Origin of the sequence: Streptomyces odontomachicola (assembly GCF_039605595.1) — a bacterium.
Classification (GTDB): domain Bacteria; phylum Actinomycetota; class Actinomycetes; order Streptomycetales; family Streptomycetaceae; genus Streptomyces.
On record NZ_JBCFOK010000010.1, the window covers coordinates 1 to 23,993 of the forward strand.

The 23,993-nt window shown below is 72.7% G+C and carries 25 protein-coding genes and 1 pseudogene; 10 read left to right on the forward strand and 16 right to left on the reverse strand.

What is annotated here, in order from left to right; all coding sequences use genetic code 11:
* The first annotated feature begins 99 nt into the window (after positions 1 to 99).
* On the forward strand, positions 100 to 786 hold the full coding sequence (locus ABEE00_RS19145; protein ID WP_345746775.1) for a GOLPH3/VPS74 family protein: 687 nt from the start codon (positions 100 to 102) through the stop codon (positions 784 to 786).
* A 91-nt stretch (positions 787 to 877) separates the two neighbouring features.
* Here the strand turns inward: ABEE00_RS19145 and ABEE00_RS19150 are convergent, their stop codons facing one another.
* Complete coding sequence (locus ABEE00_RS19150; protein ID WP_345746776.1) at positions 878 to 1,618, reverse strand: GAF and ANTAR domain-containing protein; 741 nt, start codon at positions 1,616 to 1,618, stop codon at positions 878 to 880.
* Between the two features lie 699 nt (positions 1,619 to 2,317).
* Between ABEE00_RS19150 and ABEE00_RS19155 the strand changes: the two genes are divergently transcribed.
* The 3 genes and pseudogenes from ABEE00_RS19155 to ABEE00_RS19165 form a co-directional block, all read left to right on the forward strand.
* Entirely contained in the window at positions 2,318 to 2,830 is a 513-nt protein-coding gene (locus tag ABEE00_RS19155; protein ID WP_345746777.1) for a GNAT family N-acetyltransferase, read from the forward strand.
* Positions 2,831 to 2,950: 120 nt separating this feature from the next.
* Positions 2,951 to 3,466 (forward strand): hypothetical protein, encoded by a 516-nt coding sequence (locus ABEE00_RS19160; protein WP_345746778.1) that lies wholly within the window; start codon positions 2,951 to 2,953, stop codon positions 3,464 to 3,466.
* 27 nt (positions 3,467 to 3,493) lie between these two features.
* Positions 3,494 to 3,970 (forward strand): annotated as a pseudogene (locus ABEE00_RS19165) (Lrp/AsnC family transcriptional regulator); the annotation flags it as partial.
* Here ABEE00_RS19165 and ABEE00_RS19170 read toward each other — a convergent pair.
* Both ABEE00_RS19170 and asnB read right to left on the reverse strand, forming a co-directional pair.
* Positions 3,889 to 4,452 carry a MarR family winged helix-turn-helix transcriptional regulator gene (locus ABEE00_RS19170; RefSeq protein WP_345746779.1) on the reverse strand — a complete coding sequence of 188 codons (564 nt, stop codon included), beginning with the start codon at positions 4,450 to 4,452 and terminating at the stop codon, positions 3,889 to 3,891. The pseudogene ABEE00_RS19165 and the gene ABEE00_RS19170 sit on opposite strands and share 82 nt — an antisense overlap.
* A gap of 33 nt (positions 4,453 to 4,485) precedes the next feature.
* A complete protein-coding gene (gene asnB / locus ABEE00_RS19175) occupies positions 4,486 to 6,327 on the reverse strand; it encodes an asparagine synthase (glutamine-hydrolyzing) (RefSeq protein WP_345746780.1) in 1,842 nt (613 codons plus the stop codon).
* Positions 6,328 to 6,788: 461 nt separating this feature from the next.
* On the opposite strand from asnB, the gene ABEE00_RS19180 reads away from it, so the two are divergent.
* Positions 6,789 to 7,571: an SAM-dependent methyltransferase gene (locus ABEE00_RS19180; protein WP_345746781.1), complete on the forward strand. Its 783-nt coding sequence runs from the start codon at positions 6,789 to 6,791 to the stop codon at positions 7,569 to 7,571.
* Between the two features lie 4 nt (positions 7,572 to 7,575).
* On the opposite strand, the gene ABEE00_RS19185 is transcribed toward ABEE00_RS19180, so the two are convergent.
* Positions 7,576 to 8,010, reverse strand: coding sequence for a protein-tyrosine phosphatase family protein (locus ABEE00_RS19185; protein ID WP_345746782.1), 435 nt, complete (start codon positions 8,008 to 8,010; stop codon positions 7,576 to 7,578).
* Positions 8,011 to 8,098: 88 nt separating this feature from the next.
* Positions 8,099 to 9,631, reverse strand: a complete 1,533-nt coding sequence (locus ABEE00_RS19190) for an FAD-dependent monooxygenase (protein WP_345746783.1) — start codon at positions 9,629 to 9,631, stop codon at positions 8,099 to 8,101.
* A gap of 180 nt (positions 9,632 to 9,811) precedes the next feature.
* Here ABEE00_RS19190 and ABEE00_RS19195 point away from each other — a divergent pair, with 180 nt between their 5' ends.
* The 3 genes from ABEE00_RS19195 (at position 9,812) to melC2 (ending at position 12,242) form a co-directional block, all read left to right on the forward strand.
* Complete coding sequence (locus ABEE00_RS19195) at positions 9,812 to 10,474, forward strand: TetR/AcrR family transcriptional regulator C-terminal domain-containing protein (RefSeq protein ID WP_345746784.1); 663 nt, start codon at positions 9,812 to 9,814, stop codon at positions 10,472 to 10,474.
* Positions 10,475 to 10,818: 344 nt separating this feature from the next.
* On the forward strand, positions 10,819 to 11,325 hold the full coding sequence (locus ABEE00_RS19200) for a tyrosinase family oxidase copper chaperone (protein ID WP_345746785.1): 507 nt from the start codon (positions 10,819 to 10,821) through the stop codon (positions 11,323 to 11,325).
* Between the two features lie 83 nt (positions 11,326 to 11,408).
* Positions 11,409 to 12,242, forward strand: a complete 834-nt coding sequence (melC2, locus tag ABEE00_RS19205) for a tyrosinase MelC2 (protein ID WP_345746786.1) — start codon at positions 11,409 to 11,411, stop codon at positions 12,240 to 12,242.
* 118 nt (positions 12,243 to 12,360) lie between these two features.
* Here the strand turns inward: melC2 and ABEE00_RS19210 are convergent, their stop codons facing one another.
* Together ABEE00_RS19210 and ABEE00_RS19215 are read right to left on the reverse strand one after the other, a co-directional pair.
* On the reverse strand, positions 12,361 to 14,001 hold the full coding sequence (locus ABEE00_RS19210; RefSeq protein WP_345746787.1) for an alkaline phosphatase D family protein: 1,641 nt from the start codon (positions 13,999 to 14,001) through the stop codon (positions 12,361 to 12,363).
* Positions 14,002 to 14,145: 144 nt separating this feature from the next.
* Positions 14,146 to 14,568, reverse strand: a complete 423-nt coding sequence (locus tag ABEE00_RS19215) for a DUF3224 domain-containing protein (protein ID WP_345746788.1) — start codon at positions 14,566 to 14,568, stop codon at positions 14,146 to 14,148.
* A gap of 406 nt (positions 14,569 to 14,974) precedes the next feature.
* Between ABEE00_RS19215 and ABEE00_RS19220 the strand changes: the two genes are divergently transcribed.
* Positions 14,975 to 16,033, forward strand: coding sequence for an XRE family transcriptional regulator (locus ABEE00_RS19220; RefSeq protein WP_345746789.1), 1,059 nt, complete (start codon positions 14,975 to 14,977; stop codon positions 16,031 to 16,033).
* A gap of 18 nt (positions 16,034 to 16,051) precedes the next feature.
* On the opposite strand, the gene ABEE00_RS19225 is transcribed toward ABEE00_RS19220, so the two are convergent.
* The 9 genes from ABEE00_RS19225 to ABEE00_RS19265 form a co-directional block, all read right to left on the reverse strand.
* Positions 16,052 to 16,705 carry a GTP-binding protein gene (locus ABEE00_RS19225; RefSeq protein ID WP_345746790.1) on the reverse strand — a complete coding sequence of 218 codons (654 nt, stop codon included), beginning with the start codon at positions 16,703 to 16,705 and terminating at the stop codon, positions 16,052 to 16,054.
* Positions 16,686 to 17,054 carry a DUF742 domain-containing protein gene (locus tag ABEE00_RS19230; protein ID WP_345746791.1) on the reverse strand — a complete coding sequence of 123 codons (369 nt, stop codon included), beginning with the start codon at positions 17,052 to 17,054 and terminating at the stop codon, positions 16,686 to 16,688. Before ABEE00_RS19230 ends, ABEE00_RS19225 begins: the two co-directional genes overlap by 20 nt.
* The gene (locus ABEE00_RS19235) at positions 17,051 to 17,455 is read right to left on the reverse strand and encodes a roadblock/LC7 domain-containing protein (protein WP_345746792.1); all 405 of its coding nucleotides are present in this window, start codon (positions 17,453 to 17,455) and stop codon (positions 17,051 to 17,053) included. Before ABEE00_RS19235 ends, ABEE00_RS19230 begins: the two co-directional genes overlap by 4 nt.
* 3 nt (positions 17,456 to 17,458) lie before the next feature.
* Entirely contained in the window at positions 17,459 to 19,174 is a 1,716-nt protein-coding gene (locus tag ABEE00_RS19240) for a sensor histidine kinase (RefSeq protein WP_451918623.1), read from the reverse strand.
* Positions 19,175 to 19,629: 455 nt separating this feature from the next.
* Complete coding sequence (locus ABEE00_RS19245) at positions 19,630 to 19,803, reverse strand: hypothetical protein (protein WP_345746794.1); 174 nt, start codon at positions 19,801 to 19,803, stop codon at positions 19,630 to 19,632.
* Positions 19,804 to 19,848: 45 nt separating this feature from the next.
* Positions 19,849 to 20,205 carry a PRC-barrel domain-containing protein gene (locus ABEE00_RS19250; RefSeq protein ID WP_345746795.1) on the reverse strand — a complete coding sequence of 119 codons (357 nt, stop codon included), beginning with the start codon at positions 20,203 to 20,205 and terminating at the stop codon, positions 19,849 to 19,851.
* A gap of 128 nt (positions 20,206 to 20,333) precedes the next feature.
* The gene (locus ABEE00_RS19255) at positions 20,334 to 20,819 is read right to left on the reverse strand and encodes a hypothetical protein (protein ID WP_345746796.1); all 486 of its coding nucleotides are present in this window, start codon (positions 20,817 to 20,819) and stop codon (positions 20,334 to 20,336) included.
* Positions 20,820 to 20,979: 160 nt separating this feature from the next.
* A complete protein-coding gene (locus ABEE00_RS19260; RefSeq protein ID WP_345746797.1) occupies positions 20,980 to 22,353 on the reverse strand; it encodes an NAD-dependent succinate-semialdehyde dehydrogenase in 1,374 nt (457 codons plus the stop codon).
* A gap of 52 nt (positions 22,354 to 22,405) precedes the next feature.
* On the reverse strand, positions 22,406 to 23,266 hold the full coding sequence (locus tag ABEE00_RS19265) for an NmrA family NAD(P)-binding protein (RefSeq protein WP_345746798.1): 861 nt from the start codon (positions 23,264 to 23,266) through the stop codon (positions 22,406 to 22,408).
* 139 nt (positions 23,267 to 23,405) lie between these two features.
* Between ABEE00_RS19265 and ABEE00_RS19270 the strand changes: the two genes are divergently transcribed.
* Positions 23,406 to 23,990: a TetR/AcrR family transcriptional regulator gene (locus tag ABEE00_RS19270; RefSeq protein WP_345746799.1), complete on the forward strand. Its 585-nt coding sequence runs from the start codon at positions 23,406 to 23,408 to the stop codon at positions 23,988 to 23,990.
* The last annotated feature ends 3 nt before the right edge of the window (positions 23,991 to 23,993 follow it).

Below are 23,993 nucleotides of genomic sequence, written 5' to 3' on the forward strand. Positions count from 1 at the left end.
GGGATATGACACAGGCTCTAAGGGATCCCGTACGGGGCAGCGCCGCCGTGGCGGTCCGGCCGTACTCTCCCCTCAGGGAGCGGGGGAGGAGGGGGCGCCATGACCGAGGAGGCCCGGAGGGACGCGGAGGGGGCGGGGGAGGACGGGCGGCGCGCCGAGGCCCCGGGGCTTTCGCTCCCCGAGGAGTTGCTGCTGCTCGCGGTCAACCCGCGCGGCGGCCGGATCCTGGTGAACCCCAGCCACCTGCGCTGGGGACTGGCGGCCGCCGCCCTGGTCGAACTCGAGGCGCAGGGGCGCGTGTCGGGCGAGGGCGGCCGCATCGCGGTGCTGCGCCCGGATCCGACGGGCCGTCAGGAGCTGGACGCCGCGCTGGCCGCGCTGCCGTCCCCGCCGGGCACGGTGCGGGTGAAGCGGTGGCTCGGGCGGTACGGGCGGCGCGCCGAACAGAGCACCGCGAAGGCCCTGGCCGCGCGCGGGGCGCTGAGCAGCGAAGAGGTGCGGGTGCTCGGCGTGTTCCCCCGGCTGCGGCACCGGGTGCTGGATCCCGCGCTGCGCGCGCGGCGGCTGGAGGGGATGGCCGCCGCGGCCAAGTCCGGCTTCCCGGGCCGCCGTTCCCGCGCGCTGGCCGCGCTCCTGAAGGCGACCAGGGTGGCGGGCAGGCTGGGTGTGCCGCGCGCGGTGGGCAGGGAGATGCGGCCGCTGGTACGGGAGTTCTGGCAGGCGGAGGCGGTGCGCAGGAAGGTGTCCGAGTCACGCTCGGCCGCGGCGGGAGGGGGCGGGGGCTGAGGCGCGCTCACCCGCCGCCCCCGTACGGGCCGTCCCCTTAGGGGCTGCCCCCTGAGGGCCCTTCCCCTTAAGGGCCCTTCCCCTAAGGACCCTACCCGTACGGGCCCTTCCCGTAAGGGCCGCGGCCGTCGGGCGGTGGGCCGCCGTCGCCGATCAGCCGGCGCAGCGTGTCGCCCGCCAGCTCGGGCAGCGGGCGGCCGCTCACGAACGCGTCGGCGCGCAGCCGGGCCAGCGCCTCGCCGACCGAGATCCCGTCGTGCTCGGCCAGCACGCCGGCCGCCCTGTGCGTCTCGCCCCAGTGCCTGTCCAGGTCGGCCGACGGCGCCCAGGCCCGCGGCGAGGGGCTGGCCAGCAGCGCGACCGCGGTGGCCCGCACGGAGCGCTCGCCCTCAAGCACCGTCTTGTCGTCCGGGTCCCAGGGGCTGAAGCGCAGCATGTTCACCGAGCCGAGGCTGTGCCCGCCGTCCCGGAGCGGGAACGCGTACACCGAGCCGACCTCGCTGAGGAGGCGGCGCGCCTCGGCGCCGAACACCGGCCACGGCGTCAGTCTCCCGTGCAGGTCGGGCACGATGACGGGCCGTCCCGTCGCGGCGGCGGTCACGCACGGACCCTCACCCACCTCGAACTGGAGCTCCTCCAGGCGCTCGGCGGTGGGCCCGCTGGCGTGCAGCAGCATCCGGTCCGGGGTGTCGGTGTAGAGCGACATGGTGACCTCGTCCACCGGCAGGGCCGCGCACAGCGCGTCGGTGAGCCGCTCGGCGAGATCGTCCGCCGCGCCGGCGGCCTCGGCCGCGGCGAGCACCTGCTCGGCTGCTGATGAGGGCTCGGACATGGGGCCTCCGTTCCGGGCGCCGGCCGGGCGTCCCCATGCCTGCCGGATGACCGGTGCCGACGCGCGTAAACGTATGGGAGAACGAGTCAGGCTACGTCGTCCCGCGACGGGTTGCCCCGCACGCGGACCGTTTCCGCGCGCCGCACGACCGGCACGTGCCCGCGGTGCGCCCCCGTGCGCCCCGCCCCGGCCTCCGCGGTCCGCGGCCCGCCGCTCCGGAGCGCGGCCGCGCCAAACCGGCGCCACCGGCCCGCTCTTGACCGGTCGGCGGGGCCTCGTACCCGGAATCCGCGCCCGGGGAGCCGGCCCCGGGAGTCCGTACGTCGGCGGCGTACGGGTGCGTGCCGGGGCATCGCGGAGCACGGGGAAGCACGGGAGGTTTCCGAGGCATGCGGGGCCGTGCGGAGGCGGCGCGGGAGCGGTCCGTGCTCCCGCGAGTAAGCCCTGGTCGGGGTGTTACGGTAGGCGGTCGCAGTGACGGAGGGGCCGACTGCGGTGACCGAGTGGGAGGTGAGTCGATGAGTGCCGTGGACACGGCTGCCGAGCGCAGCGTCCGGACTCTCCTCACCTCCAGGGCTCCGGTCTGACCCGACGCCGAAGCGCGGCGGACCCCGGCGCGGCCGACCGCGGCCGCGCACCGCGCGCCGGTGCTCGCCTGGCCCATCGGAGCCCCCTTATCCCAAAGGGAACGGAACCACCATGACCACCAGTTGGACCACCCGGGCCGAGACCCGAGCCGACCGAGCGGCCATCCGCACCATCAACGTCGCCGCCTTCCCCACACCCGACGAGGCCGACCTCGTCGACGCGCTGCGCCGCGACCCCGAGGCGTGGATCGAGGGCCTGTCCCGGGTCGCCGAGACCCCGGAGGGCGAGCTCGCCGCGCACGCCCTGCTGACCCGCTGCCACATCGACGGCGAGCCCGCGCTGGCCCTCGCGCCCTGCGCGGTGCTCCCCGCGCACCAGGGCAGGGGCGCGGGTTCCGCGGTGATCCGCTCGGCGCTGGACACCGCGCGCGAGCTGGGCGAGAACCTCGTCGTGGTGCTCGGGCACGCCGACTACTACCCGCGCTTCGGCTTCACCCCGGCCTCCCGGCACGGCGTGCGCGCGACCTTCGACGCCCCGGACGAGGCGCTGATGGCGCTCGCCCTGGACACCTCCCGCGCGACGCCGGAGGGCACCATCGAGTACCCGGAGCCCTTCGGCATCTGATCCCAGGAGGCCAACCGGTTGACCAAGGGGCCAACCGGTCTCCGTCCCAGGCGAGTTGGCGCCGCGACCGGTGGGGGAGCCGGTCGCGGCGCGCGTTTCCGCACGTTCTACAGTCGGTGCGTGACCGCCGTCATCGCCGCACTGATCACCGCCGTGGTCGGGGTGCTGGGCACGCTCCTCGCCCCGCTGCTCTCCCACCGCATCGCCGCCAGGGAGCGCGCCGAGGAGCGCGAAGCCGCGGCGCACGAGCGGCACGAGGAGGACAGGCGCACCGCGTACACGGCGATGAACCGCGCCTCGCGCCAGTTCAGCACCCTCCTCAAGGACGCGCTGCACCGGCTGCGCGACGGCGTCTACACGGACCAGGAACGTGCGGCGCTGGAGGAGGCGCGGCTGGAGTACCGGGACAGGTACGCCGAGGCCCAGATGATCGTCCCCGAGCGCATCCTGGAGCACTCGCGGGACGTGAACCGCGTGCTGGCCGGGGTCGACGCGGCGGTCAAGCGCCTCGACCGCGGCTGTCCCCGGGACGGCGAGACCCCCGACTCGGTGCGCGGGAGGCTCACTTCGGAGGGCGACCCGCTGCTGACGGAGATGCGCCGCGCGATGCGCGCCGACCTCGGCGTGGAGGACTGAGCAGCCCCGGCCTCCCTCGGCCCCGCCTCCCTCGACGCCACCGACATACGCCTGCTGCAGGAGCTGGAGCGCAACGGCCGCGTCGGCTACGCCGAATTGGCGCGCGCCGTCTCGATGTCGCCGAGCGCCGTGGCGGAACGCGTGCGGAGGCTGGAGGAGCGCGGCGTGGTCACCGGCTACTCCGCCTCGGTGAGCCCGGAGGCGCTGGGCTGCACCGTGCTGGCCTTCGTGCGCCTCCGCTATCCCACCGGCAACTACAAGCCGTTCCACGACCTGCTCGACAGCACGCAGCAGATCACCGAGGCACACCATGTGACCGGCGAGGACTGCTTCGTGCTCAAGGTGGTGGCGCGCTCGATGCGCGATCTGGAACGGACGACGGGCCGCATCGCCACGCTGGGCCCTGTGACCACCAGCGTCGTCTACTCCAGCCCGCTGCCGGGCCGCGCCGTGACGGCCGCGGCCGCGTCGCCGGGTGCGCCGGGGGAGCCGTCGGCCTCCTGAGCAGGGCCTGATTCCGTACCGCCGTCCTCCCCGGCGTCCTCGCCGCCGACCGACTCGGCGCGCCCGTCGGCGAGTTGGCGGAGTACGGGGCCGATGCCCAGCACCCGTTCCGCCTCCTCGGGGGAGAGCGAGCCGAGGCGGTCCAGCAGGGCCGCCGCCTCGCTGCGTGCCTCGGCGCGCAGGGTGCGGCGGCCCTTCTCGGTCAGCGAGACCCGCGTGGCGCGGCCGTCCAGCGGGTCGGCGGTGCGCTCGACCAGCCCGGCCGAGGCCAGTTCGGCGACGGCCGCGGTGGCCGTGGGCTGGGAGCACTGGGTGCGTTCGGCCAGTGCCCCCACCCGTACGGGGCCGAGCTCGAGGAGCTGGGCGAGGACGATGAGCTGCGTCGGGGGAAGCTGCCCGGCGGGGCCCCCTCTGCGCAGCGCGCGCAGCAACCGGTGCAAGGACAGCACCACTTCGAGCGCCGCGTCGTCCCGCGAGCCCATCGTCCCTCCCGTTGTCCGACCTTCAGGAACAGGTCAAGAGAGTGTAATGGTGGGGGAGTACATGTCGATCCAGAGGGCCAGGTCGAGGGTGCGCTCCAGACCCCTGCGCGACGCCTGCTGGATCTGCGGGGTGTCCACCTTCACCGCGCGCTCGGCCCACTCCCTGCTGACGATGTCGAACACCGGGTGCGAGGGCTTGGAGAGGATGTCCCGCACGTTGTTCTTGAGCGCCTCGGCGTAGCCCGGGTCCTGGGTCGAGGGGTAGGGGCTCTTGACCCTGTCGTACACCGACTTCGGCAGCAGGTCGGAGGTGGCCTCGCGCAGCAGGCTCTTCTCCCGCCCGTCGAAGGACTTCAGCGACCAGGGCGTGTTGTAGACGTACTCCACCAGCCTGTGGTCGCAGAACGGGACGCGCACCTCCAGGCCGACGGCCATGCTGGCCCGGTCCTTGCGGTCCAGGAGCACGCGCACGAACCGGGTCAGGTGCAGATAGCACACCACCCGCATCCGGTACTCGAAGTCGCTCTCCCCGTCCAGGCGCTGGATGCCCGAGACGGCCTGCTTGTAGTTGTCGCGTACGTAGCCGTCCAGGTCGAGCGCGTCGGTGGCGGCCGGCGTGAGGATGTTGCCGTCGTCGCCGAAGTGCTCGGCGTAGCGCACCAGCCAGGGGAAGGTCTGCGCCTTCTGCGCCTCGGGGTCGAAGAACTGCTTGTAGCCGCCGAAGACCTCGTCGGCCGACTCGCCGGACAGCGCGACCGTCGAGTGCTGCCTGATCGCCTTGAACAGCAGGTAGAGGGAGGAGTCCAGGTCGCCGAGGCCCATCGGGATGTCCCGCGCCCTGATCATCCGGGAGCGCACCTCGGGGTCGGCGAGCTGCTCGGAGTCGAGCACGATGTCCTGGTGCTCCGTACCGGAGTTGCGCGCCACGTCGTGCACGAACGGGGTGTCGGGCGTCCCCCGCAGCTCGTCCGCCACGAAGTTCTCGGTCTGGCCCACGAAGTCCACCGCGAAGCTGCGCACCGTCTCGTTGTGCTCCCCGAGCTGGCGCGCGGCGAGCGCGGTCATCGCGGAGGAGTCGAGGCCGCCGGAGAGCAGGGTGCAGCGCGGCACGTCGGCGACGAGCTGGCGGCGCACGATGTCGTCGAGCAGCGTGCGCACGTGCTGGACGGAGTCGTCCTGCGAGTCCCGGTGCGGACGGGTCTCCAACTGCCAGTAGACGTGGGTGCGTTCGCCGTTCTTGTCGACGGTGACGACGGTGCCGGGCTCGACCTCCTTCATGCCGTCCCACACGGCGTGGCCCGGCGTCTTCACGAAGGCGAACAGCTCGCGCATGCCGTCGAGCGTCACCTCGCGGCGGGACAGCGGGTTGGCCAGGATGGCCTTGGGCTCGGAGCCGAACAGCACGCCGTCGGGGGTGGGGTAGTAGTAGAAGGGCTTGATGCCCATCCGGTCGCGGATCATCACGAGCTTCTGCTCGCGGCCGTCCCAGATCGCGAACGCGTACATCCCGTTGAGGCGTTCGGCGACCGCGGGGCCCCACTCCTGGTAGCCGTGCAGCACCACCTCGGTGTCGGAGTCCGTGACGAAGCGGTGGCCGCGGCCCGCGAGCTCCTTGCGCAGCTCCTCGAAGTTGTAGGTCTCGCCCGAGTACACGAGGGCGAGCGGCCCGTCCGGGGTGTCCAGGGTCATCGGCTGACGCCCGCCGGGCAGGTCGATGATGGCGAGCCTGCGGTGTCCCAGGGCGGCGGGACCGCTGATCCAGGTTCCGCGGTCGTCCGGGCCGCGGCAGGCCATCGTCTCGGTCATCGCATCGACGGTGTCCTGCTCTTGGGAGAGGTTCCTGCCGTAGGAGACCCATCCGCAGATTCCGCACATGCTCTTACCTCCGACTCTCCGGCCTGCGGTGTGACGGCGGTGTGACAGGTGGACCCGATCCGTACTGCATGTAACTCCGCTGTCACCGCAAGTCAGTTGTATCGAACACCTATGTAACGATCGTGTTCCCGGGAGCGCGTCCGCGTCAATCCCCCACGCAGTAAGGGGCGCGGGAATCAGCCGCCCCTGTCGGCGCACGGGTGGGCCACGCTGCGGGCCGCGCTGCGGGGTGGCTGAGGTGCGGCGCGCGGGGTGTGCGAGTGCGCTCAAGGGGCAGGCGAGGTGCGTGAGAGCAGTGGGGGAGCCTGGCTTGAAGGGATGGGTGCCCCGGTCAACGGCCCGTGTTCCACGATCTGTTGACGTCCGGTGACATCGCGCGCATTTTCGCGGTAGGGGCCGGAGGGGCAGACTGCTCCTTGCGCGACTCAAGATCACGGGAGCCAACGAAAACGGGAGCGGTCATGGCCCAGGTCGACACCACGGTGCCGCACTCGGCGCGTATCTACGACTACGTGCTGGGCGGCAAGGACAACTATCCCCCGGACTGGGAGGCGGCCGAGGAGTCGCTGAAGGTCTGGCCAGGACTGTGGACGAGCATGCGGGTCAACCGCGCGGTGATGCGCCGGATGGGGCACTGGCTCGCGGCCGAGGCCGGGGTGCGCCAGTTCCTCGACATCGGCACCGGCATCCCCACCTCGCCGAACCTGCACGAGGTCGTGCAGCGCGTGACCCCCGACGCGCGGGTGGTCTACGTCGACAACGACCCCATCGTGCTGGGCCACGCCCGCGCGCTCCTCGCCGGTACGCCGCAGGGCCGCACCGCGTACGTCGAGGCGGACATGCGGGAGACGGGGACGCTGTACGAGGCCGAGGAACTCCGCGAGACGCTCGACCTCACCCAGCCCGTGGGCGTGACCGTGATCGCGATGCTCCAGTTCGTGGAGGACGCCGCGGGGCTGCTGGAGGAGCTCACCGCGCCGCTGCCCTCAGGGAGCTACCTGGCGCTGACCACCGCCACCGCCGACATCGCGCCCGAGTCGACCGCGCTCGCCGAGGTCTACACGCGGCGGGGCGTGCCCATGTACCTGCGCAGCCGCGCCGAGGTCGAGGAGCTGTTCGCCGACCGCTTCGAGCTGGTCGACCCCGGCGTGGTGCCCATGCAGCACTGGCGGCCCGAGCCCGGCGAGCAGCCGGTGAGCGACGACTGCATCAACATGTTCGCGGGGGTCGGGCGCCTGCGCTGAGCGCTCACCCGCCGCCGAAGCCGCGTACGTAGCGGCGCTGCCACGGAGTCTCCACCGCGCGGGGGTGGTAGTGCCGCCGCACGTACGCGACCGCTTCGTCCGCCGGTACGCCGTCCAGCACGGCCACGCACGCCAGCGCCGTGCCGGTCCGCCCGATGCCGCCCCCGCAGGCGAACTCCACCCGCTTGTACGGGGCCTGTTCCCGCGCCTCCCGGAAGGCCCTCGACGCCTGCCCCCGGTCGGCCGGCAACCGGAAGTCGGGCCACCGCACCCACAGGCTCTCCCACGCCGTGGGGTCGGGCTCCTTCCCGAGCAGATACACGCCCAACTCCGGCGCCGGCCCGCCCGGTTCGCCGTGCCGCAGCCCCCGACCCCGTACGAGGGCGCCGGAGGGCAGGGGCATGACGCCGGGGGCCGCGGGGTCCCAGGTGGTGGTCATGAGGGGGAGGGTAGCGGGAGGCGGCGGCCCCTCCGGGGTGAAGCGCTCCGGAGATCAGGTATTCCGGGGCCAGGCGCCGGACCCCCCATCAGGCGCCGGACCCCACCCACCTCCTCAGCGCGGCCTCCAGCGACTCCGTGTCCGGGGACTCCTGAGGGGACGCCGCCCAGGCCGCGTGGCCGTCGGGGCGGATGAAGAGGGCCGCGGGGGGCTGGGTCGGGCCGTCGGCCGGGGTCGGCCAGTCGTCGGTTTCGAGGGTCGCCTGGACGTAGTCGACGCGGTCCGACCAGGCCCGTGCGGTCGTGGAGAGGTCGGCGCCGAGGTCCAGGAGGAGCGGGCGCGCCGGGTGCAGCAGCGCGAAGGTGCTCGTACCGCCCTCGGAGGTCTTCAGGGGCACGTCGGGCACGCGCAGGCCGGCCAGCGGGTGCGTGCCGTCGGCCGGATAGCGCACGTCGAGGGCGCTGATCATCGCGGCGAGCCGGTCGTGCGGCCCGCCCTCGCCGCCCTCCCCGAGCAGCGCGCCCACCATGTCGCGCAGCGCGTCGCTGTGCGGGCCCGGCCTGGCCAGCGCCGTCTGGGCGCGGGTGTTGTGCAGCACCCGCGCGGCCACCGGGTGCCGCTCCTCGTGGTAGCTGTCCAGCAGTGATGCGGGTGCCTGCCCGCGTACTACCGAGGCCAGCTTCCAGCCGAGGTTGACCGCGTCCTGCACACCGGTGTTGAGGCCCTGGCCGCCCGCCGGGTAGTGGATGTGCGCCGCGTCGCCCGCGAGCAGCACGCGCCCGTCGCGGTAGCGCTCCGCCTGCCGCGCCGCGTCGCCGAAGCGGGACAGCCAGCGCGGGCTGTGCATGCCGAAGTCCGTGCCGGCGAGCCGGACCAGCGAGGTGCGCAGCGTCTCCAGGTCCACCGGGTCGTCGCGGTCGGCGACATGGTCGTGCTCGGCGGTCACCACCCGGTACCAGCCGGGGCCGAACGCCAGCACCGAGTAGTCGCCGTGCGCGCCGCGCCGCATCATGAACGACTCGTCCGGCGGGTCGGCGAGTTCGACGTCGCCGAGCAGTGCGGTGAGCGTCGCCGGCGTACCGGGGAAGCCGATGCCGGCGAGCTTGCGCACCGTGCTGCGCCCGCCGTCGCAGCCCGCGAGATAGCGGGCCCGCACCGTGGAACGCATGCCGTCGGCCGGGTTCTCCAGCTCGGCCCGTACGCCGGTCGCGTCCTGGGTGAAGCCGGTGACGCCGGTGGACCAGCGCATTTCGACGCCGAGTTCGGCCGCCCACTCCTGCAGGAGCTCCTCGACCGTGGACTGCAGGACGAGCAGCACATACGGGTGCTCGGTACCGAAGTGCGCGAACTCCAGCGGCAGCCCGGAGAAGTGGCCCGCCTGCACCGGGCGCCCCCGCGCCAGGAAGCGGTCGAGCACGCCCCGCTGGGCGAGCACCTCCATGGTGCGCATGTGCAGCCCGCCGGAGCGGGACTCCCCTGTGCGCTCGCTCCGCCGCTCGACGACGGTCACCCCGGCGCCGCCCAGGCGCAGTTCGCAGGCGAGCATCAGGCCGGTCGGCCCGGCGCCCGCGACGATCACATCCGTGTCGTACGCCGTCCCCTGTTCCGTTTCATGCGTCATCGATGGCTTCCCCCAACTTCTCGCGTGGCCTGCGGTGTTGCGGCCCTCGGTCAGTGGTCCGCCGCGTCGTGTGGACCGCCCCCGCCGTCTCTCTAACGCTATTAGAGCGTGCGCTAACGCTGTTAGAGTGTCAACCCCGGCCGTACGAGGCACCAGCGGACACTCCAGGAGCGCCCCGCCATGAAGATCAACGAAGAGCTCATCGCCCGCACCGCGCTGCGGCTGCTCAACGACTCGGGCCTCGGCGGGCTGACCATGCGTCAGGTGGCCACCGAACTGGGCGTGCGCACCCCGACGCTCTACTGGCACCTGAAGAACAAGCAGCAGCTCCTCGACGCCATGGCGGCGCTGATCTTCAGCGAGGCGACGGAGCGCCTGGAGGCGCCGCGCGCCGGCGTCACCTGGGACGACTGGCTCGCCGATCTGGCGCGCGAGCTGCGCGGGGCGATGCTGCGCTACCGCGACGGCGCGCGGGTCCTGGCCGGTTCGTACGTGGACCACCCGGCGCTGCACCGCACCGTCGAGCTGACCCTGGGCGCGCTCCAGGACGCCGGCTTCTCGCTGGAGGAGGCGGCGTACGGGGTGCCCGCGCTGCTGCACTACACGATCGGCTGCACCATCGAGGAGCAGGCGCGGACCGGCGCCGACTACGGCGACGGCAACCCGTACGACCCGGAGCGCCTGGAAGAGATGGTGGACGCCGGGCGCTATCCGCTCACCGCGCGGATGCTCGGGGTCATCTTCGCGGCCGACGCCGATGCGGCGTTCGAGCGCGGGATGCGCGTCATCCTGCTGGGGCTGCGCGCGTCCTCGGGTGACGGGGGAGGGGCGGGAGGCTCCTGAGGCGCTGGATTCGAGGCGTCTTGCGGTGCGGGATCGTTGCGCGATGGACCACCTGAGGTGAACATTTCCCCGTCAACTCCGCCCGTCGCAGGATGATTTCGCGTAACCCGCTGGTCTCCGCGGAACGGGGCCGGACGTTCGTCGGGTCCCCGGGCCCGGCGGCGTACGGGGCGGGCGTGGCGTGAAGCGACAGGTGCGCACAAACGGGGCCTGTGCGGACGGAAGAGGCTTTGCGAGGCTGCCGACTGCCGGGCGCCGCCGGCCGGGTCCGGCCACCGGGGGTACGGGGGAGAGGCGGTGCCCGTCGCGCAAGCCGATCCCAGCTCACGTACAGGGAGACGACCATGCCCGAACTCCCCTTCCACCGCCAGGGAACCACCGGGCCGCCCTGGTCGCAGGTCCGGACGGCGCGGCGTGACCTGCTGCGCGCCGGGGCGGCGGCAGCGGGCGCGGCGGCCTTCGTGCTCGGCGCGCCGAACCCGGCCCGGGCCGCCTCGGGGGACCCGCGCTCAGGCGGCCGACTGTCAGACGGCCAACGGTCAGGCGGCCAACGGGCGGGCCAGTGCGAGGAGTTCGACGAGTTCTACCGAGGGCGGCACATAGTCGGCCGCTGCACGCACGAGGCCCGCAAGGGCGCGACGGGGCACGGGGGAGCGCACCCCGGCGTGCGGGTCTTCGTCGACGGCGAGGAACTGCACCTGATGGAGAACGCCGACGGCACCTTCGTCAGCATCGTGAACCACTTCGAACCGGCCCCGACCCCGCACTCCCTCGCCCGCCTCGCCGTCGACGACCTCGCGGGCGCCGAGCTCCTGCCGCCCCCGCCGCCGGGACCGCCGCCGGCCCGCTGACCGGCCGACCACCGACCGGCCGGCCACCGGCCGGCCGAGACCGCCCGTACGCAATCCCGCACCTCACCTCACGAGGAGCCGCCATGGGTGTACGCAAGAACCAGGCCGCGCTCACCGCGTCCGAGAAGCGCGACTTCGTCGACGCCGTGCTCGCGCTCAAGCGCAGCGGCCGCTACGACGCGTTCGTCCGCACGCACAACGCCTTCATCATGAGCGACACCGACGACAGCGCGCGGGCCGCGCACCGATGTCCCTCCTTCCTGCCCTGGCACCGCAAGTTCCTGCTGGACTTCGAGCGCGAGCTCCAGGCGATCAACCCGGCCGTGAACCTGCCCTATTGGGACTGGACCGTCGACAACTCGCCCTCCTCCTCGCTGTGGCGGGACGACTTCCTCGGCGGCGACGGGCAGGGCCGCGAACGCCGGGTCACCACCGGCCCGTTCGCCTCCGGAAACGGCTGGGAGCTGGGCGTGGTCACCGACAGCCGCACCTTCCTCAGCCGCTCGCTGGGCGGAGGCGGCCGGCTGCCCCTGCCGACCCGCGGCGAAGTGGACTCGGTGCTGCGGATGTCCGCCTACGACGCCGCGCCATGGAACAGCGGCGCCTCCGGATTCCGCAACAACCTGGAGGGCTGGCGCGGCGTCAACCTGCACAACCGGGTGCATGTGTGGGTCGGCGGGCACATGGCCCAGGGGGTCTCGCCCAACGACCCGGTGTTCTGGCTGCACCACTGCTTCGTGGACAAGCTGTGGGTGGAGTGGCAGGAACGGCACGGCCGCACCTATCTGCCCACCACCAGGACGCCGCGGGTGGTCAGCATCGGCGAGACCATGCGGCCGTGGAACGACACCACGCCCCGCGACATGCTGGACCACCGCCCGTTCTACACCTACGACGCGCCGGGGAGCGGCCGATGAGCGGCCGGTGAGGCCGCGCGGCTTCCGGGCGTGAGACCCCGGGACCGGTGCCGGTACAGGCGCGCGTACCGGCGCCGAGGTGCTCGACGGCCGCTCCCCGTCAGCGGGTTCGGCCCGCTCAGGCGGGCTTGAGCCCGGGCTCCCCGGCCTCGGTGACGAAGGAGGCGGCCGTGTCGAGGGGCGCGCCGGGCCTGGTCACATAGCCGACCGTACGGAAGTCGGCGCGGGCCCGGCGCGCGTCCAGCCGCATCGTCACATAGCCGCGCCGGCCGTTGTAGAACTTCATGTGCGGGTTGCGCGCGAGGTATCCCGCCCAGTTGTCCGGGCGGTCCGCGCCGTCGCCGTTGCTGGTGATCGAGGTGGCCACGATCTCCGTGCCGACGATCCGCGAGTCCGGGTCCTCGGCGCGGCGGTGCACGTCCAGCGCGTACGAGACGTGCACGTCGCCGGTGAGGACCAGCAGGTTGTCGACGCCCGCGGCCTCGGCGCCGGCGAGCACGCGCTCGCGGGACGCCGGATAGCCGTCCCAGGAGTCCATGCTGAGCGTGGTGTTGCCAGCCGTGGGGTGGTTGCGCCGGGCGAAGGTCACCTGCTGCGGGACCACGTTCCACACCGCGTCCGAGCGCTTCCAGCCGTCGGTGAGCCAGCGCTCCTGCTGCCTGCCGGGCAGCGTCATGGCCTGCGACTCCGACTCCGGGCCCGGCTGCTTCCAGCCGTCGCCGTACGCCTGGTCGGTGCGGTACTGGCGGGTGTCCAGGATGTCGAACTGCGCCAGCCTCCCCCAGTGCAGCCGCCGGTAGAGGGTCATGTCCGGGCCCTTGGGGCGCTGGGGCCTGCGCAGCGGCTGGTTCTCCCAGTACGCGCGGTAGGCGGCGGCGCGGCGTATCAGGAACTCCTCGGGCGGCACGTCGTTCTCGGGGATGTCGCCCGCGTAGTTGTTCTCGGTCTCGTGGTCGTCCCAGGTCACGATGAAGGGGTGCGCGGCGTGCACGGCCTGCAGGTCGGGGTCGGACTTGTAGAGCGCGTAGCGCAGGCGGTAGTCCTCCAGCGTCATGGTCTCCCGGTTGAAGTGGGCGGGCAGGCGTCGGTCGGTGTAGTTGCGGGCGCCGCCGGTCGCGGTCACCGCGTACTCGTATAGGTAGTCACCGAGGTGGAAGACCGCGTCCACGTCCTCCTCGGCCAGGTGCTTGAACGCGGTGTAGTAGCCGTCGTGGTACGCCTGGCAGGCCACCGAGGCGAAGCTCATCTCCGCGACCCGTGCGTGCCGCGCGGGCGCCGTGCGGGTGCGCCCGACGGGGCTGATCCAGCGGCCCGCGCGGAAGCGGTAGAAGTAGGCGCGCCCGGCGCCGAGTCCGCCCACCTCCACGTGGACGGCGTGGTGGAACTCCGGGTGCGCGGTGGCGGTGCCGCGCCGCACGATGCGGGTGAAGCGCTCGTCGTGTGCGACCTCCCAGTGCACGGTCACGCCGCGGTGGCGGGGGAGCCCGCCGCCCGGCTCGTAGGGTCTCGGCGCGAGCCGGGTCCACAGCAGCACGGAGGACGGCAGCGGATCGCCTGAGGCGACGCCGAGCGTGAACGGGTCCTCGCCGATCTTCCGCGGATCGAGCTCGGCGGCGGCCGCGGTGCCCGCCGCCGGCAGATTCGTGCCGAAGGCGAGCGCCAGCGCCGCGCCCGTGCCCAGCAGACGCCGCCGCCCCAGGTGCCGTGCCGCAGCGCGCAGTTCGCCCTCGCCCCCGCCGAACGCGTCGGTGATTGCCATGTGCCCTTCCAGTGGGTGTGCGGCCGGTGACGTACGTGGCCGGAGGGCATTGGATTGGCACACGACGACTTCTGCGCGTATGCCGGATATCCCACTCGTGTCGAGTGCATGGCGAGATGGGGGCGGGGCGGCTGTGCGGTGGGGTCAGAGGCGCCCCTCCAGGTCGTAGGCGAAGGTGTACGGGACGGACGGCTGGCCGCGCCCGGCGGTGTAACCGCCCGTGCCGCGCAGCCCGGTGAGCTCCCCGGTCCCGGTGCCGGGCACGACCTCGAAGCTGCCGTGTATGGACCCGTCCCCGGTGAAGCGTCCGCGCTCCTCGACCACGAACGCTCCCTTGCGGCCGTCGACTTCGCCGTCCAGCCGGTGCAGCCCGGTGAAGGTGCCCTCGCTGTCGGTGCTGTAGGCGATCGTGTAGGCACAGGTGGTGCGGGGAGCCGTGATTCCGCCCGTGAAGGCGTCGGTGACGGTGGCGTGGGCGAGCCGGGGGCCGGTCGGCGGCTCGTCCGAACTCGCGGGGCGCTCCTGCCAGTCGGCGTAGGTGAAGTGGCCGGAAACGGGCGTGGTCATGGGTCCTCCCGGAGGGGTCTCGCAGGCGTGGGCGATCAGGCCCGGCGATCGGTGTGAGTGATCAGCCTGGAGGCATTACCTGACATCTGCCGTCAGGTAATGCGCGGGGACCCACGAACGGGGTGCGCGACCTTCGTACGGGCCCGGCACGCTCCCCCTTCGTGCCGAGCCCGTACGGGAACCGCCGCCGGTGAACGGGGCAGTGCGCACAGCGTGGCGGGCGGGGCGCGGGCCGGGAAGGGGAAGCGGGCGTCCCGGACAGGCGGGTGCTGTCCGGGCTGGTCGGCGGCCTGTCCGGGACAGCGCGGGCCGCCGAGCGTTCCGGAGCGCTTTCTCTTGCCGGAAGGGTGCGCTTCCATAAGGATGTGCCCTCATGGGGATGTCGGGGTCTTTAGAGCCACAAGAGGTGCGAAACGCGGCGGAGTTGACCGCGCTGATGCGGCAGCTCAAGCAGGACTCCGGGCTCACCTACCGGCAGTTGGAGGAGCGCGCGGCCGAGCGCGGCGAAGTGCTTCCGCGCAGCACCCTGGCCGGGGCGCTGCGCCAGGACTCCCTGCCCCGCCCGGAGTTGCTGCGCGCGTTCGTGCGCGCCTGCGGTGCGGGCGAGGAGGAGACCGCGGCGTGGCTCGCGGCACGCCACCGCATCGCCGTAACCGTCCCAGGGGATGACGCGAAGGCGAGGCCCGCACCGGAGCCCCAACGCCCCACGCCCCAGCCACCATTCGCGACCACGCACCACACGCACCACACACGCCGCACGCGCCGCGCGCGCAGCTCAGCCCTCGCCCTCGTACTGATCGCCCTGCTGCTGAGCGGCGGCTACTTCGCCGCGGCGACGTTCGGCGACGAGGACGGGGAGCAGAGGGCGCCGGGAGCGGCCCGGCAGAAGGTCGCTGGGCAGCGGGAACCGGCCCCGGCGCCACCCGCCCCCGGCACGTACCGCATCCGTTCCGCGCACTCGGCCCTCTGCCTGTCCGAGCGGGACGGCGAGGACTCGGGGGAGCTGCGCCAGTCCGACTGCCGTACCAGCAGCCCCGTCTACCGGCTGGAGCGGAGCGGCGACGGCTACCGGATCCGCTCGCTGCACCCGGTGTTCGGCCTCGGCTGCATGGGCGTGGCCGGCGGCAGCACGGTCAGCGGCGCCCGCATGGCCGACGACTACTGCGGCCACCGCGGCGAGGCCGAACGCATGCGGCTGCGCCCGGCGAAGGGGGCGGGGTCCGCGTACGGATACCGCATCGTGCTCCGGCACACCGGCGCCTGCGTCGCGGTACCCGGCGCCTCCCGTACGGAGGGGGCACCGGTGCTCCAACTCCCGTGCGCGCAGCACGACAAGGGCCAGGTCTTCGGCTTCGTACCGGCGAAGGCGCCAAGCAAGGCCCCCGGCGAGGACCCGGCAGGAAAGCCGAAGACGGGCAGCGCTCCCGACGCCCGAAGCGACATCGGAAACGCTGCCCGCCGATGAAAGTCCCGGCGTGGCCCCTCAGCCCGCGTGCGAGGTCACATTCGCCTCGGACGACTGTGCCTCGGGCGAGACCGCGAACGAGTACAGATAGTGCATCAGCGTCAGCAGCACGTCGCGGCTCGCCTCGCGGCTGCGCGCGTCGCACTCGACGATCGGCACGTGCTCGTCCAGGTCGAGCGCGCCGCGCAGCTCCTCCAGCGGCACGTGCGGCGCGTCCGGGAAGGTGTTGACGGCCACCACGAACGGCACGTCGGACGTCTCCAGCAGTCCGATCGCGTCGAAGCTGACCTCCAGGCGGCGGGTGTCCACCAGGACCACCGCGCCCAGGGCGCCCTTGAACAGCCCCTTCCACAGGAACCAGAAGCGCTCCTGGCCCGGGGTGCCGAACAGGTACATCAGCCGCCGCTCGTTCAGGCTGATCCGCCCGAAGTCCATGGCGACGGTGGTCTCGGTCTTGCTCTCGACCCCGGCCAGGTCGTCGATGCCGACCCCGGCCTGCGTCATCCGCTCCTCGGTGCGCAGCGGCCTGATCTCGCTGACCGCGCCGACCAGGGTGGTCTTGCCCACCCCGAAGCCGCCCACGATCAGTACCTTGACCGCCTCGGCGGCAGAGGCGGGCAGCCGGTCCTCGCTCCGCGGCTCCACCACCGTCTCAGAGCTTCTTGAGTCCACTGATGACCTCCTCGAGCAGCGCCTTGGGCAGATGTGTGGGTGCCAGCGGTGTGGGGGCGCGCGCCTCGACCCGCCCGTCCGCGAGCAGATCGCCGAGCAGCACGGTGACCATGCTGACGGGCAGCGCCAGGTGGGCTGAGATCTCCGCTACGGAGAACGGCGTGCGGCACAGCCGCAGGATCGCTGCGAGCTCGGGCTGCATGCCCACCCGTGGTTCCTCCCGGGCGACGATGAGCGTCACCAGGTCCAGATCGGCCTGTTCCGGTGTGGTCACCCGGCCACCGGTGATCACGTAAAGCCGCTCGGGAGTTCCCTCGTCCCATTCCCCGTAGCCTTGGCTGTCGCTCATGTCTCCTGTCCGTCGGTGCGCGGCGGGCTGGTCAGATGCGCGCCGATGCGGGCCACGAGATCGTTCATGTGGTACGAGATCAGCCCCGCGTCCACGCCCTGGTCGGCGACGACCAGCAGATGCGCGCCGGCACCCGCGGCCATGAGGTAGAGGAAGCCCCCGTCGACCTCGACGACGACCATGCGCATCTGCCCGCCGCCCGGCGGGAATTCGGCCCCGACCGCGCCCGCCAGGCTCTGCAGCCCCGAACCGATGGCGGCCAGCCGCTCGGCGACCTCCAGGTCCGTGCTGTACTGCGCCTGGCGCAAGCCGTCCGATGAGAGCACCACGATGTGACGGGTCTGCGGGACGCTCTCGGCCAGATCCTTGAGCATCCAGTCCATGTCGGCGTGCTGAACCATCGGCTATTCACCCTTGTCTGAAGTGTCGCTGTTCCCGCGTGCGGGCGCCGACGGCGGCGTCTCGCCGGACCTGCCGCTCTGGAACGCGGCCATCCAGGCGCCGGGCGCGGGCTTCTCGGAGGGCGTGGTCCCGGCCTCCGGTGCGGGTGGGGCGCCGGCCGAGCGTGCCGGACGCCTGCGGCGGCGCTGGGGGAGTCCGCTCGGAGTCCGCTCCTCGGATGCGGTCTCCTCGTCGTCGTCCGGGCGCACCGGCCCGGTCGGCCCGGTCGGCACGTTCCCCTGCGCTCCGTTCCCCTCTGCCCCGTTCCCCCACGGTCCGGCCCCCGCGCCGGTCCCCGGTGCTCCAGCCCCGCCGTCCGCGGCGCCGGCGGAGTGCGCCGGTCCTGCGGAGTACGGGGAGTGTGCAACCTGCGCTGCGTGCGCGGGCATGTCGGCCGAGGCCCGCGGCGCCGGTATGGCGGGGCCCCGTCCGTTCGAACTCTCCTGCACCTGCGCCGCTTCGGGCTCCGAGCGGGGCACCGAGGCGGCGCCGATGCCGTGCGCGCGGCCCGTCGCGGGCGCCGTGGTGACCAGGTTCGACGGCACGACCAGCACCGCGCGCACGCCTCCGTACGCGGACCTGGACAGCGTCACCTCGAAGGAGTTGGCCTGCGCGAGCCTGCCGACCACGGAGATGCCGAGGCGCGGCGCCTCGCCCAGGTCGTCCAGGTCGAGTCCGGCGTGCGCCTCGCGCAGCATCCGCTCGACCCGCTCCCTGGCCTCCTCGCTCAGCCCGATGCCGCCGTCCTCGATCTCCACGGCGATGCCCATGTGCACCTCGCCGGCGGTGAGATGGACGCGGGTCTTGGGCGGCGAGTAGCGGGTGGCGTTGTCCAGCAGCTCGGCGAGCGCGTGGATGAGCGGCTCGACGGCCGGGCCCACCACGGCCACCTCGGCGACCGAGTGCAGGTCGACGCGCTCGTACGCGTCGATGCGTGACATGGCGCCGCGCAGCACGCTGTAGAGCGCGACGGGCTTGCTCCACTGACGCCCAGGACGCGCGCCGCCGAGCACCGAGATGCTGTCCGCGAGGCGGCCGAGCAGCGCGTTGCCGTGGTCGAGTTTCAGCAGGTCGCCCATGATCTGCGCGGCCTGTCCGTCGGTGACGAACTGGGCCTCTTGGCCGTACGCCCGCTCCATGCCGGTGAGTTCGGTGGCCTGCTTGTGCACCAGGGCCTGCATGCGGCGGGCGATGTTGACCATGCCGCGCTGCGCCGAGTCGCGCAGCCCCTCCTCGGCCTGCATGGCCTCCACGACGGAGCGCAGCAGCGCGCGGTGCGCGGCCTCGAACTCCGGTGTCAGGCCGCGCCCCTGGACGCCCAGCGACTGCAGCACGTCCTCGGTGAACTCGCCCTCCTGGAGCCGGTTCACCGCCTCGGGGAGCTGCTCGGAGGCCAGCCGTACGGTCGCCGCCTCCTGTTCCTGGAGCTGCCGCACCAGCGCGTCGTGCCGCTCGTCACCGGCCGAACGCCAGGCGGCGTCCTGGTCGTTGAGCTGCTGGCGCAGCATGGCCTCGCGCTCGGTGGCGGCGGCCCGCAGCGCGGCCAGCGCCCTGCCGCGGCGCACCGCCTCGGCGGAGACCAGGGCCACGGCCACGGTGGCCACCACGCCGCACCAGATGACGGCGGGCCGTGCGGCTGAGGGCACGAATATGGCGGCCGTCGTCGCGGTAGCGGCCATGACGAGCGCCGGGACCGACCAGACAGCGGCGGCGCCGGCCCGTCGGCCTCCGGGCGACGATTCGTTGCGAACCATCAACATCCTCAAAACATCGCGCACTTGTGTAAGGGCACGGGGTGCGGAACCAACGCCGGAGCCCGCGGCGCAGAGCCTGCCGATGCCGGTTCTCCGCGCGGACTGGGCTGCTACAGGGCATCAGGACACAGCGGTCCCCAAGCGGCCAGGGCCGATGCCCGACTCGCCGAGCCCGTTGCAGCATAGCCGTACTGGATCTTCAGGTTCAGGTGTTCCCCCGCGGCCGAAGGGCCCGCGGCGCGTGGTCTGTTGGGCGCACCGCCGCCCATGGCGGGCCGCGTCGCCGGTCATGCCTTGCCCAAGGCTCAACCGGAGGACGGAAGTCGGCCACGGAATGGCGTGAATTCGCGCTTGGGGCAGGCCAGTTGGCGCTGCCGGCCTCAGCGCATCAGCCGGTGCCGCCCGCCCCCGCGGCGGAACCGCCACGCCCCGTACGCGATGTCGATGACCAGCACGGCGATGCCGATCAGGAACAGGTAGAAGAGTCCCTTCACGACGAAGCCGATGATGCCCAGCGCGATCGCCACGATGATCAGGAACAGGAAGAACGCCATCGCCCGCCTCCTTCGGTCTCCGGCACGGTGTACGGCCCGCCGCGCTCAGCCGCGGGCCAGCCGCCGCTCGCCGCCCGCGCCCTGGCTGTACTCCATCTTGTAGTGCGCGAAGACCGCGTCCTCCTGGTCGGCGGCCAGCACGTCGTCGGTGCCGATCGAGGGCGCGTTGCGCACCGTGCTCTTGGAGTGCTGGACCTTGAGGTAGCCGGGGCCCACGGTCGCCCCGTCCAGCGGTACGAAGACCAGGCGGCGGCGCCCCGGCATGCCCACGGTGACGGTCGCGAAGGAGGGCTGGTCGGTGGCGGTGTCCACGTACAGGGACTCCAGCGCGCCGATCTTGTTTCCGCGGGGGTCCACGACGTCGTGGCCGCGCCACTCCCGGATGTCGTCCGCTTCGAACATGGCGGTCCTCTCGCAGGGTGCCCCTCCATGCTCGCCCCGCGGGCCGCCCCCTGTCGTGCCGACGGCGCCGCGCCGGGGCCCGTACGGGTCAGGGCGGCCGCGTACAGGTCAGCGAGGCCGCGTACGGATCAGCACAGCCGCCATGTGCCGGGCCAGCTTCCGCCGTCCCACGGGCGCCACCAGCAGTTGTGCCCGGGGCTGACGGTCGCGACGCCGGGCGGGTCGGTGTCGTACGTGCCGTTCGGCTCCTCGGTCCTGGCCGTTCCGCCGAGGTTCTTCCAGCCGTCGGCGCCTTTCCATATGTGCCAGACCGAATAGTTCGTGCCGACGACGAAGTACTCGAGGTTTCCGTCTCCCCAGTCGTAACGGAAATACTGGAATTCACAGATCCGGCGACCTGTGTATCCGTAGAGTTTGATCGGGCAGGGGTTGTTGACGGAATCGTCCCCGTCCACGTCCGTGCCGGGATAGGTCGTGACGGTGGGCGTGGTCGCGATCGCGGAAACGGGAGCGGCGGCCTCCGCTCCGTCGCTGCTCGCGGCCCCGAGTGCGAGGAAGCACACGCCCGCGGCGCCGAGGGGCAGGGCTCTGGATCTCCAGGAATTCGGCTTCATGGAGATGTCATGCCCACTTTTTCCGAGGAAAAGCGGAAAAGTGAACGAGGGAGAATTGAGGCGGAAGTGAAGAAAGAAGAAAGCCCCCGGTGCGCGGGATCATTCCGCGCACCGGGGGCCGGGCGGCGAGCCGCCTCTCACGCCTCCCCGGGGATGAGGCTCACGCCTCCTGGCGGATGAGCTTCTTGTTCACGAACTCGGCCATTCCGTACTTGCCCAGCTCGCGGCCGATGCCGGAGCGCTTGACTCCGCCGAAGGGCTGGTCGGCCTGGGTGCCGGCCAGGCCGTTGATCCACACCATGCCGGTGTCGAGGCGGTCGGCGACCTTGCGCGCGCGGTCGGTGTCCTGGCTCCACACCGCGCCGCCGAGCCCGTAGGCCGAGCTGTTGGCCAGCTCCACGGCCTCGTCCTCGTCGGACACCTTGTAGACCACGGCGGCCGGGCCGAACAGCTCCTCCGAGTACGCGCGCATCTCCGGGGTCACGCCGGTGAGCACGGTCGGCTGTACGTAGGCGCCGGGACCGTCCACGGCCTTGCCGCCCGCGTGCACGGTCGCGCCCTTGTCGATCGCGTCCTGGATCTGCTCCATGAGGCGGTCGGCGGCGTCCTGCGAGGAGAGCGGGCCGAAGCGGGTCGAGGGGTCCAGCGGGTCGCCGGGCGCGACCTTGGCGACCTGCTCGGTCAGTGCCGAGACGAAGCCGTCGTACAGCTCCTCCTGCACGATGAACCGCTTCGGCGAGTTGCACGCCTGGCCCGCGTTGCCGAGCCGGCCGGCGGCCGCGGTCTTGGCGGTCTTCGCCAGGTCGTCGGTGTCCAGCAGGATGAACGCGTCCGAACCGCCCAGCTCCAGCACGCACTTCTTCAGGTGCTTCCCCGCCAGTGCCGCGACGGCAGACCCGGCGCGCTCGCTGCCGGTGAGCGAGACGCCCTGGTTGCGAGGGTCGGCGATGATGTCGGCCACCTGGTCGTTGGTGGCGAAGACGTTGATGTAGGCGCCCTCCGGGAGCCCTGCCTCGGCGAAGATCTCCTCCATCACGAGCGCGGCCTGCGGGCAGCTCGGCGCGTGCTTGAGCAGGATCGTGTTGCCGAGCATCAGGTTGGGCCCGGCGAAGCGGGCGACCTGGTAGTAGGGGTAGTTCCACGGCATGATCCCGAGCAGCGAGCCGATCGGCACCGAGCGCACCACGGCGCTGCCGCCGCCGCTCACCGAGAGGGTCTCGTCCTCCATGAAGCCGGGGCCCTCGTCCGCGTAGTAGCGGTAGATGCTGGAGCAGATGTCGACCTCGCCCTGGGCCTGCCGGAAGGGCTTGCCCATCTCGGTCGAGATGATCTTCGCGAGGTCGTCCTTGCGCTCCTGGTAGATGTCCGCGACGCGGCGCAGCACGGCGGAGCGGGTCTCCAGCGGGGTCTCCCGCCACGACTGGTACGCCGCGTGCGAGGCGCTCAGCGCGCTCTCGATCTCCGCCGAGGTGGCCTCGGGGAACTCCTTGAGGGTCTGGCCTGTCGCCGGATTCACGGTCTTGTAGGAGGTCATGATCCCCAACCTAACGGCGCGGCCTGCGGCGCGGACACCCGTGCGCGCGTGGCTACCGACCGGGCGGTACGTGCTGCTGCGCGTGCTCCCGTGCATGCTCGGCGAAGGAGCGGGGCGGCCGTCCCGTGACCCGCTGGACCGCGTCCGTGGTCCGGTCCTCGGCGCCCTCGGCGATCACGCGGTCCAAGTCCGCCAGCAGCGCGGCGAATTCGGGCGGGGCCTCCCGCGTGTACCGCGCGCGCATCTCCTCGGCCGGCACCGCCTCGTGCCGCACCGGACGCCCCGTCACCTCCGAGAGGACGGCCGCGACCTCCTCGTACGACAGCGCCTCGGGGCCCGTGAGCACCCAGTCGGTGTTGTGCGCCGTCTCGTCGGTGAGGGCGCGCGCGGCCACCGCGGCGATGTCGTCCGCGTCGATGAACGCGACCCGGCCGCGCCCCGTCGCCGTCGTGATCAGCCCCGTGTCCCTGATGCTCTCGGCGTGCAGATGCCGCCCCGTGAAGTTCTGCATGAACCAGGAGGGGCGCAACACGGCCCACTCCGCGAAGAGTCCGGGCAGCGCCGCGTGCACGGCCCCGGTCGCCGGGCCGCCCGCGTCGACCTGCGACGAGCTGAGGAGGACGGCGCGCCGTACGCCCGCGTCCCGTGCCCGCTCCAGGAAGGGGAGCATCGCGGGCGCGGGATCCAGCACGCCGACGGGCGGTACGAGGTAGACCCGCTCCGCGCCGTCCAGCGCGGCCGCGTGCCCCGCGGGCTCGAACCAGTCGAACGCCACCGGCTCAGCGCCCGGCACGGGCGAGCCCCCGCGGCTCGCGGCCCTGACCGGGTGGCCGCCACGGGCGAGGAGTTCCGCCAGGCGGCTGCCCGTGGTGCCGGTCGCGCCGGTGACCAGGGTGGTGGGGGTGTGGGGCATGCGGGTCTCCTCGTGCGGCTGGACAGTAGAATGCGGACCGCCGGTCCGCATCGAACGATATGGACCGCCGGTCCGTTTTGCAAGCACGCACCAAGACGCGCACCAGCACACGCACTAAGACACGCACCAGGAGGGGCCCTTGCCCGCACCGCGCGCCCCACGCAGCCGCGCCGACGCCGTACGCAATCGCGACGCCGTACTGGACGCGGCCGAAGCCCTCTTCGCCGACGGCGGCCCCGACGGGGTGAGCATGAGCGCGGTCGCCGCGGCCGCGGGGGTCGGGAAGGGCACCGTCTTCCGCGCGTTCGCCGACCGCACGGGACTGCTCCGGGCCCTCGCCGAACGCCGCGGCGCACCGCTCCGCGAAGCGGTCGGCGACGGCCCGGCGCCGCTCGGCCCCGGCACCCCGGCCCGCGAGCGCGTACCGGCGGTGCTCGACGCCCTGCTCCGCTTCAAGCTCGACAACCAGGGCCTGCACCTGGCCCTGGAGGAGGCGGGCGCGGCCAGCCCGTACGAGAGCGAGTCCTACGCGTGGTGGCACGCCACCTTGGCGACGTCCCTGTCCGAGCTCACGACGAAGCCGCGCGCCGCATACCTCGCACACACCTTGCTGGCAGCCGTACGGGCCGACCTGATCGCCCACTTGGCGACGACGGAGCACATGTCACCGGACACGCTGAGCCGCCGCCTGGGGGAGTACGCGAGGTCGGTGCTGCCGGGGTGAGGG